The following is a 12,152-nucleotide window of genomic DNA, read 5'->3' on the forward strand; positions in this document are numbered from 1 at the left end:
CCATTGGTGGTCAGACATCATAAATCCGAGCTGATCACCCGGAAACCGTATGAGAAGCCTCGGGACAGCAGTGGCACGTCACCGCGAAGAGGCTTCGCCGGCCGCCCGTGACGGGCAGCGCCGGCTCGTCCCGCATCGATACACCCCGACCGATACGAACGCGTGTGACCACACTGACGGCAGGTCTCCTGGCTCACGGCTCGACGTCGTCTGTCGCCTTCCCGGGCCCGAGGTCCCAGTGGCCTATGACAGACGGCTCGCCGCTCACAGTTGCGGGGACAGCCGCGGATTTGGCGATCGCTCGCCGTACCGCGTTCCCTTTTGATCCCGAAGGAACCGTCACCGTCAGCTTATGAGAATTGCCTGGCTAGTCAATTCGGCCCTGCCGAGCGAGCCGCATTTGCGCCTGCATGTTGCCGGCGAGTGACGCGCAGGGCGCGGTGCGTGCTACTCGGCGGGTGCGCTCGCCGCATCGGCCACCGCCCGGTTGCCGGGCTGCGACCGGCCCCACAGGCGGCGATGCAGCCGGTCGAGCAGCAGGTAGATCACCGGCGTCGTGTAGAGGGTCAGCACCTGCGACACCACGAGGCCGCCCATGATGGTGATGCCGAGCGGGCGCCGCAGCTCCGAGCCCGGGCCGGTCGCCAGCACCAGCGGCAGCGCGCCGAGCAGCGCCGACATGGTGGTCATCAGGATCGGGCGGAAGCGCTCGATGCAGGCCTCGTAGATGGCGCGCTCGGGCGACAAGCCGCGGGCGCGCTCGCCCTCGAGCGCGAAATCGACCAGCATGATGCCGTTCTTCTTGACGATGCCGATCAGGAGAATGATGCCGATGAAGGCGATCACGGTCAGCTCGGCGCCGAAAAGCTGCAGCGCCAGGAGCGCGCCGAGCCCGGCGGACGGCAGCGTCGAGATGATGGTCAGTGGGTGGGCGAGGCTCTCGTAGAGCACACCCAGCACGATGTAGACGGCGACCAGGGCGGCGAGGATCAGCAGCGGCTGCGCCCCGGTGCTCTGGGCAAAGGCTTTGGCGTCGCCGGCGAAGTCGGTGCGCAGCGAGTCCGGCAGATGCATCTCGCCGACGGCCTGGCGGATCGCCGCCGTCGCCACCGCGATCGGCGTCCCGGCCGTGAGATTGTACGTGATGGTGACGGCCGGGAACGGACCCTGGTGGTTGATCACCAGCGGCGCGAGGCCGCGGCGGAAGCGGGCGAACGCCGACAACGGCACCTCCACGTCGCGGCTGGCCCGGACATAGACGTGGTCGAGGTCGGAGGGGTCGCGCTGCCAGCGCGGATCGACCTCGAGCACGACCCGGTACTGGTTGCGCTGGGTGAAGATGGTCGACACCTGGCGCTGCGAGAAGGCATCGTTGAGGGCGTCGCTGATCTTCTGGACATCGACGCCGAGGCGTGCCGCAGCGATGCGGTCGATCACCACGTCGGCCTGCAGGCCGCCCTGCTCGCGGTCGGTCGAGACGTCGATGACGCCGGGGATCTGGCCGATGCGCTCCTGCACCTTCGGCACCCACTCCTGCAGCTCGTCGAAGTTCGGTCCCCACAGGGTGAACTGGTACTGCGAGCGGCTCGACCGTCCACCGACCCGGACGTCGGAGGCCGGGAACATGAAGACGCGGACGCCCGGAATGCCCATCAGCTTTCCGCGCAGCCTGTCCACCACCCGTTGCGCCGTGACGCCACGCTCGGACAGCGGCTTCAGGCTGATGAACAGGCGTCCGTTGTTGACCGAGCCGCCGAACGACGAGCCGCCGACCGAGGAGCCGACGCCGGACACCGCGGGATCTGACAGCACGATCTCGGTGGCGCGCTGCTGAAGCTGCAGCATCTCCTGATAGGACACGTCGGTCGCGGCGATCACGCCGCCGAAGATCAGCCCCGAATCGTCCTGCGGAATGAATCCCTTCGGCGTGACGACATAGAGATAGACGGTGAGCCCGATGGTGAGCAGCAGCGACAGCACCGCCATGAAGCGATGGCGGAGCACGACGCCGAGGCTCGCCCCGTAGACGCGCACCAGGAACCGCATGGTGCCGTCGACGATGCGGTCGAGCCAAGTCGCATCGGTGCTCGGCAGCCGCCGGACATAGTGGGCGCAGATCATCGGCGTCACCGACAGCGACACCACGGTCGAGACCACGATGGCGGCGACGAGCGTGACCGAGAACTCTCGGAAGAAGCGGCCGACGATGCCGCCCATGAACAGGATCGGGATGAAGGCGGCGATCAGCGACAGGCTGATCGACACCACCGTGAAGCCGATCTGGCGCGCGCCCTCCATGGCGGCGCGCATCGGCGACAGGCCCTTCTCCAGATTGCGGAAGGCGTTCTCGATCATCACGATGGCGTCGTCGACGACAAAGCCGACGCAGACGACCAGCGCCATCAGCGACAGATTGTTGATCGAGTAGCCGAGCGCCCACATGGCCGCGCAGGTGCCGGCGAGCGACAGCGGCACCGTCACGCCGGCCGCGATGGTGGCGGCGCCGTGGCGCAGGAACACGTACACCACCATCATGACCAGCACGATGGTGGCGGCCAGCGTGAACTGCATGTGATGCACGCTCGCTCGGATGGTCTCGGTGCGGTCGGTCAAGACCGAGATCTCGAGATCGGCCGGGATCCAGCGGCGCAGCTCGGGCAGCAATGCGTGGATGCGGTCGACCGTGGCGATGACGTTGGCGTCGGCCTGCTTGGTGATGATCAGCAGCACCGACGGCTCGCGGTTGAACCAGGCGGCCGAACGGCTGTTGCGGGTGCTCTGCTCGACCGTGGCGATGGCGGAGAGCCGCACCACGGCACCGTCCTTGGCGCGCACGACGATGTTCTCGTAGTCGCGCACGTCGCGGAGCTGGCCGCTGGTGCCGATGGTCTCGCCGAGGCGATCGCCGTCGAAGGTGCCGAGCGGCCCGGTGGCGTTGGCGCTGACCAGTGCGTTGCGCACGTCCTCCATGCCCAGCCCCATCGAGGCGATGGCGGCCGGATCGACCCGCACCCTGATGGCGGGCTGCTCGGCGCCCGAGACGTTCACCTCGGCGACGCCGTCGACCTGGGCGATGCGCTGGGCGATCACGGTGTCGGCGACGTCGTAGATGGCGCTCGCCCGCATGCTCGGCGAGGTCAGCGCCAGGATCAGGGCCGGTGCGGCGGCGGGGTTGAGCTTGCGGAAGGTCGGCCGGGACGGCATGTCGCCGGGCAGATCGCTGAGCGCCGCGTTGAGAGCGGCCTGGACGTCGCGGGCGGCGCCGTCGACATTGCGGCTGAGATCGAACTGCACGATCACCGAGGTGGAGCCGAGCGAGCTCGTCGAGGTCAGCTCGGTGACGCCCGGGATCTCGCCGAGCCGGCGCTCCAGCGGCGCCGCGACGGTCGCCGCCATGATCATCGGGTCGGCGCCCGGCCGGCCCGCCGACACTCGGATGGTCGGGAGGTCGACGGCCGGCAGGCTCGCCACCGGCAGATGGTCGTAGGCGACCAGCCCGACCAGGAACAGGCCGACGGCGAGCAGCGTCGTCGCAATCGGCCGTTCGATGAAGGGGGCCGAGAAGTTCATAGCCCGGCCCCGGAGAGGCACGAACAGAGACCAGTGACACGTCGATACGCTGTTACCCCCCTCCCCACCCCTCCCCCACAAGGGGGGAGGGAGCGGGCTGCGACCCGTGGCAGGGCCGTCGACAAATCACGAAGCCTGAACCCCAGGCGTAAAGAGCCGACGGTTCCAGCGTTCCCTCCCCCCTTGTGGGGGAGGGACAGGGAGGGGGGTGAAGGCGCGAACCGCATCCGCCCTACTCCGCCGGCCGTGCGAGAGTCGGGCCGGCGAGGCGCATGCGCACGCGTTCCATCGCGAGGTAGATCACGGGCGTCGTGTACAGGGTCAAAAGCTGGCTCAGCAGCAGGCCGCCGATGATGGTGATGCCGAGCGGGAAGCGCAGCTCCGAGCCGGTGCCGCTCTCCACCGCCAGCGGCAGCGCGCCGAACAGCGCGGCGAGCGTCGTCATCATGATCGGGCGGAAGCGCAGCAGGCACGCCTTGACGATCGCCTCGCGCGGCGGCAGGCCCTCGTTGCGCTCGGCGTCGAGGGCGAAGTCGATCATCATGATGGCGTTCTTCTTGACGATGCCCATCAACAGGATGATGCCGATCAGCGCGATCACCGAGAGGTCCTGGCGGAACAGCATCAGGGCGAGCAGCGCGCCGACGCCGGCCGAGGGCAGCGTCGACAGGATGGTGAGCGGGTGGATGTAGCTCTCGTAGAGCACGCCCAGCACGATGTAGATCGCCACCACGGCGGCGAGGATCAGCCAAGGCTCGCCGGCGAGCGACTTGGCGAACTCGGCCGCATCCCCCGAATAGCTGCCCGTGATCGAGGTCGGCATGCCGATCGCCACCTCGGCCTCGGTGACGGCCGCCACCGCATCGGACAGCGAGGCGCCGGGCGCCAGGTTGAAGCTCACGGTCGCGGCCGGGAACTGCGCCTCGTGCATGATGGCGAGCGGCGTCGTCGTGCGCTCCAGCGTCCCCACCGCCGACAGCGGCACCAGATTGGTCGAGGTCGAGGGGGCCGTCGAGGTCGCCGCCGTCGAGCTGGTCACCGAGGCGAGGGTGGTCGAGCTGCCGACCGGCAGAAACAGCTTCGACAGCGTGGTCGGGTCGGTCTGGTATTCCGGCTTCGCCTCGAGGATCACGCGGTACTGGTTCGACTGCGCGTAGATGGTCGAGATCTGGCGCTGGCCGAAGGCGTCGTAGAGCGTGTCGTTGATCGACTGCATCGACACGCCGAGCCGGCTCGCCTGCTCGCGGTCGATCCGGATGAAGGCGCGCAGGCCGCCCTCCTGCGCCTCGGAGGCGACGTCGACGGTGCGATGGTCGCCGCGCAGATGCTCGACCAGCCTCGCCGCCCAGCCGGCGACGTCGGCGGCATCGACGCCGGTGAGCGTGTACTGATACTGGGCGCGGCTCGACCGCGTGCCGATCTGGATGTCCTGCACGGGCTGGAAATAGACCACCATGCCGGGAATCGGCGCGACCTCGGCCTTGAGCCGGGCGATGACGGCGTCGACGAAGTCGCTGCGCTGGTCGCGGGCTTTCAGCATCACGGCGAGGCGGCCGGCATTCGGGGTCGGGTTCATGGTCGAGACCCCGACCACCGAGACGACGCCGGTGACGTCCCGGTCGCGGCGGACCGCCGTCACCACCTGGTCCTGCAGGCGCTGCATCTCGGTGAACGACACCTCGGGACCGGCCTCGGTGACGGCCGTGATCATGCTGGTGTCTTGCAGCGGCAGGAAGCCTTTCGGGATGACCAGATAGAGCCACACGGTGGCGGCGAGCGTCAGCCCGGTCACCACGAGGGTCGCGGTCTGGCGCGCCAAGACCCAGTCGAGGCTCTTGCGGTAGCCCTCGATGCTCGCCTCGACCAGGCGGTTGAAGGCGCGCCCGACGGCGCCGCCGCCGGCGTCGCCGCGGCGCAGCAGCCGGCTGCACATCATCGGCGTCAGCGTCAGCGAGACGATCGCCGAGGTGACCACCGCGATGGTCAGCGTCAGGGCGAACTCGCGGAACATGCGGCCGACGATGCCGGTCATGAACAGGAGCGGGATGAACACCGCGATCAGCGACACGGTCAGCGAGATCACCGTGAAGCCGATTTCTCGCGCGCCCGCCAAGGCCGCTTCGAGCGGGTCCTCGCCGTCCTCGACATGGCGGACGATGTTCTCGATCATCACGATGGCGTCGTCGATGACGAAGCCGGTGCCGATGGTCAGCGCCATCAGCGACAGGTTGTTGAGGCTGAAGCCGCAGAACCACATCACCCCGAAGGTGGCGATCAGCGACAGCGGCAGCGCGACGCCGGCGATGACGGTGGCGCGGACGCTGCGCAGGAACAAGAGCACGACCAGCACGACCAGGCCGATCGCCAGCACCAGCGTGAATTGCACGTCGCGCACCGAGGCCCGGATCGTGTCGGTGCGGTCGCTCACCACCTGGAGGTCGACGCCGACCGGCATGGCGGTGCGCAGCCGCGGCAGCTCCGCCATGATGCGGCGAACCGTGTCGATGACGTTGGCGCCGGGCTGGCGCTGGATGTCGATGACGACGGCGGGACGCCCGTCGTACCAGCCGCCGACCTTGCTGTTCTCCAGCCCGTCGATCACGTCGGCGACGTCGCGCAGCAGCACGGGTGCGCCGTTGCGCCAGGAGACGATCTGGTTGCGGTACGCGTCGGCGGCCTCGAGCTGGTCGTTGGCGCCGATCGTGTAGGACTGATGCGCCCCGTCGAGCGAGCCCTTGGGGCCGGCGACGTTGGCGTTGACGATGGTGGCGCGCAGATCCTCGAGCGCGATGCCGTAGGCGGCGAGCCGCGACAGGTCGGCCTGGATGCGCACCGCCGGCTTCAGATTGCCCTGCACCGAGACGCGACCGACGCCGCTCACCTCGGAGAGACGCTGGGCGATCATGGTATCGGCGAGATCGCTCATCTGGCGCAGCGGGATGGTCGGCGAGGTCAGCGCGATGGTGACGATCGGCGCGTCGGCCGGGTTCACCTTCGAGTAGGCCGGCGGATAGGGCAGGTTGCGAGGCAGCGTCGAGCCGGCGGCGTTGATGGCGGACTGCACGTCCTGGGCGGCGGCGTCGATGTCGCGACCGAGGTCGAACTGCAGGGTGATCTGGCTGACCCCGTAGGAGCTCGCCGAGACCATGCCGTCGAGGGCCGGAATCTGGCCGAACTGGCGCTCCAGCGGCGCCGTCACCAGGGCCGCCATGGTGTCGGCGCTGGCGCCCGGCAGCCGCGTCGTCACCTGCACGGTGGGGAAGTCGACCTGCGGCAGCGAGGCGACCGGCAGCAGCCAGTAGCCGAGCATCCCGCCGAGCATCACGGCGACGCCGAGCAGCGAGGTCGCGATCGGCCGCCGGATGAACGGCGTGGAGACGCTCATCGCACCGCGCTCCCGGAGCCGGCTCCCTCGGTCCGGCGACGTCCTTCGGTCTCGCGCGGCGCGGTGCCTGGCGCGACGGCGGTGCCGGGCGACGGAGGCGACGCTGACGCCGGCGCACCGCTCGGTGGAGTCCCTGTCGCCGCCGGCGCACCCGCCTGCGGCGTCCCGGGTTGACGCCGGCGACCGGCGGGCGGCCCGCCCGCCGGCGGGGCAGAGCTGTCGCCCGACGAGACGATGACGCGCTTACCGTCGGCGAGCTGGGCGAAGCCGGTGGTGACCACCCGCTCGCCGGCCTCGAGCCCGGTGGCGACCACGGCGGTGGCGTCGTCCTGCTGGGTCACCGTGACGGGGCGCACCGCGACCGTGTCGTCGGCGCCGATGACGTAGGCGAAGGTGCCGTTCGGGCCGCGCTGCACGGCGGCGGTCGGCACCGTCACCACGTTCTTCAGCGTATCGACCAGGAGCTTCACGTTGACGAACTGGCCCGGCCAGAGCTGCAGGTCGGCATTGGGAAACTGGGCGCGCATCCGCACCGTGCCGGTGGTCGAATCGACCTGGTTGTCGATCACCTGCAGGACGCCGCGGTCGAGGATGCTGCGGTTGTCGGTGCCGAGCGCCAGCGCCGGCAGCGGTTCGGCCGTGAAGGCCTTGTTGACGGCGGAGAGCTGCTGCTGCGGCAGCGTGAAGATCACCGAGATCGGCTTGACCTGGGTGATCACCACGATCCCGGTGGTGTCGGTCGCCTTGACCAGGTTGCCGACGTCGACCAGCCGGATGCCGGTGCGGCCGGAGATCGGCGCCACCACCTTGGTGTAGTCGAGATAGGCCTGGGTGTTGTCGATGGCGCCCTGGTCGGACTTCACCTGCGCCTCGAGCTGCGCCACCGTGGCGCGCTGGGTGTCGGACTGCTGCTTGGTCGCCGCATTGGTCTGGGCGAGGCGGATGTAGCGCTCGAGGTCGAGCCGCGCATTGGCGAGCTGGGCCTCGTCCTGCGCCTTCTTGGCGACCGCCTGGTCGTACTGGGCCTGGTAGATGGTCGGGTCGATGTCGGCCAGCACGAAGCCCTTCTCGACCTCCTCGCCCTCCTTGAAATTGAGCCGCAGCAGCTTTCCGTCGACCTGCGAGCGGACCGTGACGATGTTGAGCGCCCGGGTGGTGCCGACGCCGTCGAAATAGACCGGAACGTCGGCCGTGCGGGCCGGCGCCGCCAGCACCGGCACGGGCACGTCGCGACCGAGGCGCCCGCCCCCGCCGCCGCCTCGCATCATGCCGGGCGGACCAGGGGGAGCACCCTCGCCGCCGGTCCCGCCGAAACGCCCGCTCTGCGTCACGATCGCCCAGGTGATGCCGGCCATCACGGCGAGCGTGACGCCATAGCCGAGAATCTTCCGGCCGCGTCGGCGCGGCTTGGTCGACGGCAGCGATCGGGCCGCGCCGTCGGATTTGTCTTCGGGTCCGCTGGTCACGCGGGATTGCCTCCGATGCGCGGCGGCCAACCGCCGCCGAGCGCTTGGAACAGACTCACGGCCGCCAGGAAGCGCGCCAGCCGCGCCTGCACGAGCGTGTCCTGGGCCGTGAACAGTGTCTGCTGCGTATTGAGCACGGTGACGAAGTCGACGATGCCCTCGCGCAGCCGCGACTCCGAGATCTGGAACGCTTCCCGCGCGCTGCGCACGGCCTCCGCCTGCAGGCGCTCGCGCCGGGTCTGCTGCTCTAGCGCGACGAGGGCGCGCTCGACGTCGGCGAACCCGTTGATCACGGCCTGGCGATAGCTCTGCAGCAGCTCGAGCTGCTTGCCCTGGCTCTGCTCGAGCTGGCCGAGGAGCTGGCCGCCGTCGAAGATCGGCTGGGTGAGCGCGGCGCTCGCCGTGTAGAACCACGCGCCCGGACCGAACAGGCTCGCCAGCGCGGCGCTCTGCGCACCGTTCTGGCCGGTGAGCTGGATGGTCGGGAAGAACGACGCGCGCGCCGCTTCGACCGAGTGATTGGCGGAAACGAGTTGGGCTTCGGCGTAGCGGATGTCGGGGCGCTGGTTGATCAGGTCGGACGGCAGCCCGGGCGCGATCCGCGGCATCGCGACGGTGTTGAGGGTGCCGCCCTTGATGGCGAAATGCTCGGGCGCGCGGCCGACCAGCACGGCGAGGGTCGCGGCATTCTGCGCGATGGTGATCTCGTAGACCGGCAGGTTCGCCCGCACGGTCGCGGCGAGCGATTCCTGCTGCGAGACGTCGAGACTGTTGGCGGTGCCGGCCCCGAACCGCTCGCGGACCAAGCCGAGAATCCGGTTGGCGGCCGCGAGATTGTCGCGGGCGATGCGCAGACGGTCCTGGGCGGCGAGGAGCTGGAAATAATAGGTGCCGACATTGGCCATCGCGGTCAGCGCCACGGTGTCGCGGCTGAACCGGCTGGCGACCGCCGACTCCTGCGCGGCCAGCAGGGTCGCGCGATTCTTGCCCCAGAAGTCGACCTGGTAGCTGGCGCTGAGATAGGTGGTGAAGGAGCTGCGATCGAGGCCGGACCCGCCGCTCGCCGTGGAGGTTCGCGACCGCGTCGCCGAGCCGGCGCCCGACAGATTGGGCAGCAGCGCGGCGCCGGTGACCTGCGCCTGGGCGTCGGCCTGCATGATGCGGGCGACGGCGGCCGCGATGTCGAGGTTGGAGGTCTGGGCCTCCTCCATCAGCACGGTCAGCTCGCGCGACCGGAAACCCCGCCACCAGTCGATCTCCGGGCCGACCTCGGCGGTGCCGCGGCCCTGCTTGTAGCCGCCCGGCACGTCGAGGGCGAGCTCGGGCTTCTCGGTGTCGACGAAGCAGCCCGTCAGGGCCGGGAGAAGCGCGAGGACGCACAGCGACGCCGCCGCGCGCCGCCGGCGGGCGGCGGGCGGCGATGTCCGGGACGGGGGAGCGGTCTCGCAGTGCGTCACGTCATGCGGCCGGGGTCGATCGCCCGGCCTCCTCCTCGTCGTCAGGCTCGGCGGCGCGGTCGAGGCTCGTTCCGCGGCGCCAGCCCACCCTTGCGGCCGGGCGACCATTGGCGGCTGCCGACCGGCATGCCTGTCGTCCACCCCGTTTCAGGCAATTCTAGAGCCGCGGGCAGAGTCCCGCGTCATTACAAATGCGACAGGAAAGGCTTACCCCAGCATCGCGGTGAACGACAGGGGCAAGCCGTTGCAGGCGGGAGACACGTGGGGATCCCCGCCTGCCCGCACCGCGCGAGCCGACCCATCCCGGCGCCGTGGATCGCCGTCGCCGAAACGCACATGGCCGGGACGCGGCCCGGCCATGGCGACGAAACGTCATGCGAGTCAGGGGCGCCGGCGGCGCCGATCAATCCTCGTCGAGCTCGCCGATATGATGCTGGGCATAGAGTTCCTGGCCGAGCTTGGCGACCAGGTCGAGCTGGGTCTCCAGGAAGTCGATATGGCCTTCCTCGTCGGCCATCAGCTCTTCGAACAAGTCGCGCGACGGGAAATCCTTCACGCTGTTGCTGTAGGCCGCGGCCTCCTGGTAGAGCGCCCGCGCCCCCTGCTCGGCGGCGAGGTCAGCCTCCAGGATTTCCTTGACGGTCTGGCCGATCTGCAGGGGATCGAGAACCTGCAGGTTGGGAAATCCGTCGAGGAAGAGAATACGGTCGACGAACTTGTCGGCGTGCTCCATCTCCTCGATCGCTTCCTTGCGCCACTTCTTGGCGAGATCTCGGTAGCCCCAGTTCTCGAGCATCCGATAGTGCAGCCAATACTGATTGATGGCTGTCAACTCGCTCCGCAATCCCTTGTTGAGGTACTCGATGACTTTGGCGTCGCCCTTCATCCTGCGTGCTCCATTGTCGGCGCGCTGCCGCGCCCGCGCGTCGCTCGCGCAATTCCAAACTGCGGTAACCGCCCCACCAAGGCAAGAGGCGTGGCTGACCGAAGAATCACCATGCCTTTACCGCCGAGTCGGTGGCACGAGCCTGCGACTTCCGGAGGGCCGTCGCTCAGTCCGGCGCGTGCACCGCGTGCGGATGGGCCAACTGCGCGTGGCCGGACCGGCCATGCGCCGCATGCTCGTGGTGAGCGTCGTGGGCGTGGTGATCGTGGGAGTGGTGATGCTCGTGCGCGTGATCGTGCGCAGGGTCGTGCATGCCGCCCGCCTCACGGGCGACCGCCGCCGGGCAGCAGGCGCACTCGCCCGTGCAGGTGGCCATCGCCTGGTCCATGATGCGGCGGATGGTGCGGGCGCAGCGGCCACACTGGGCGCTGCAGCCGAGGCAGCCATAGACCTGGCTGGTCATGCGCGGGCCCCGCTCGCTCATCACGTCGCGTATCTGGCGATCCGAGAGGACGTTGCAGGAACAGACGATCATGACAAACGCGGTGTCCGGTGGCCTGGATGTCTGCGCGGGGGCGCGCAGTCCAGACATAAGGCACCGGCGAGCGAATTGCAAAATAAAATCACTCTTTTGAAAACCTCTAACTAAGATGTTTTCGTCGCTCATTGCAGCTTACTTAGCAATAAATCGTAATCAGTTGAGAATATCTAGACCCATAAGCGACTCCAGACTATGTGTCTTCGCCGTCCAATCCCTCCGCATACTACAGTATTCCGTCTATTTCCTGTCATAGATCGACTGTCTTTCGACAGGTGTCGGCCGCCATAGGCGCGACCCTTCTTGCGTGTGTGTCGCAACTCGTCTGCAGGTTGTCTTGAACGCGACGTTCCGGCGCCGCCGCGCCGGGCCTCCGGTCGAATACGTAAACCCCACCAAACCAAGGGTTTTCACGATCCGCGGCGAACCGTCGCGAGCCGCCGGAGCAGGCCCCTGCGATCGGTCCATCGGACCGATCAGCGGACGTTGAAGCGGATCGGCTGGGTGAAGTCGTGCGGGCGACCGTCGGGCGGCGCCGGGAACGGCGAGGCGCGCCGCACCACCTCGACGCTCTCGCGGTCGAGCGCCGGATTGCCGCTGCCGCTGACCAGCGCGACCGAGCTCACCCGGCCGCCGCCGTCGAGAACAAAGCGCACCGTCGCGGCACCGTTGCCGCCGTGGGTGCGCGCCTCCGCCGGAAAACGCTTGAAGCGGGCGAGATGTGCCGCCACCCGGCCCGGATAGTTGCTGTCGCGATCGGAGCGGCCGCGGCCGGGACCGCCAGCCTCCGGCGCCGCCGTGGCCAGCGCCGCGACGTGGTCGCGGCCGTCGCGGCCGCGCGGCTTCGGCC

General features: G+C 69.1%; 6 protein-coding genes, 1 pseudogene and 1 riboswitch. All 7 genes and pseudogenes read right to left on the bottom strand.

What is annotated here, in order from left to right; all coding sequences use genetic code 11:
• Positions 1-160: 160 nt before the first annotated feature.
• A riboswitch (cobalamin riboswitch) is annotated at positions 161-356 on the bottom strand.
• A 91-nt stretch (positions 357-447) separates the two neighbouring features.
• Positions 448-3,570: an efflux RND transporter permease subunit gene (locus tag HXX10_RS28455; protein ID WP_296526810.1), complete on the bottom strand. Its 3,123-nt coding sequence runs from the start codon at positions 3,568-3,570 to the stop codon at positions 448-450.
• A gap of 232 nt (positions 3,571-3,802) precedes the next feature.
• Positions 3,803-6,955, bottom strand: a complete 3,153-nt coding sequence (locus HXX10_RS28460; protein WP_296526822.1) for an efflux RND transporter permease subunit — start codon at positions 6,953-6,955, stop codon at positions 3,803-3,805.
• Positions 6,952-8,421 carry an efflux RND transporter periplasmic adaptor subunit gene (locus HXX10_RS28465; RefSeq protein ID WP_296526824.1) on the bottom strand — a complete coding sequence of 490 codons (1,470 nt, stop codon included), beginning with the start codon at positions 8,419-8,421 and terminating at the stop codon, positions 6,952-6,954. The genes HXX10_RS28460 and HXX10_RS28465 overlap by 4 nt, the downstream gene beginning before the upstream one ends.
• On the bottom strand, positions 8,418-9,878 hold the full coding sequence (locus HXX10_RS28470) for an efflux transporter outer membrane subunit (protein ID WP_296526825.1): 1,461 nt from the start codon (positions 9,876-9,878) through the stop codon (positions 8,418-8,420). The genes HXX10_RS28465 and HXX10_RS28470 overlap by 4 nt, the downstream gene beginning before the upstream one ends.
• 403 nt (positions 9,879-10,281) lie before the next feature.
• Positions 10,282-10,764, bottom strand: a complete 483-nt coding sequence (bfr, locus tag HXX10_RS28475) for a bacterioferritin (protein WP_296526827.1) — start codon at positions 10,762-10,764, stop codon at positions 10,282-10,284.
• A gap of 373 nt (positions 10,765-11,137) precedes the next feature.
• A pseudogene (locus HXX10_RS29045) lies at positions 11,138-11,299 on the bottom strand (bacterioferritin-associated ferredoxin); the annotation flags it as partial.
• A 479-nt stretch (positions 11,300-11,778) separates the two neighbouring features.
• Positions 11,779-12,152 (bottom strand): energy transducer TonB (locus HXX10_RS28485; RefSeq protein ID WP_296526830.1); only part of this gene is annotated, 374 nt, incomplete at its 5' end.

This window comes from Rhodoplanes sp. (assembly GCF_013377085.1).
In the GTDB taxonomy this organism is placed as follows: Bacteria; Pseudomonadota; Alphaproteobacteria; order Rhizobiales; family Xanthobacteraceae; genus Rhodoplanes.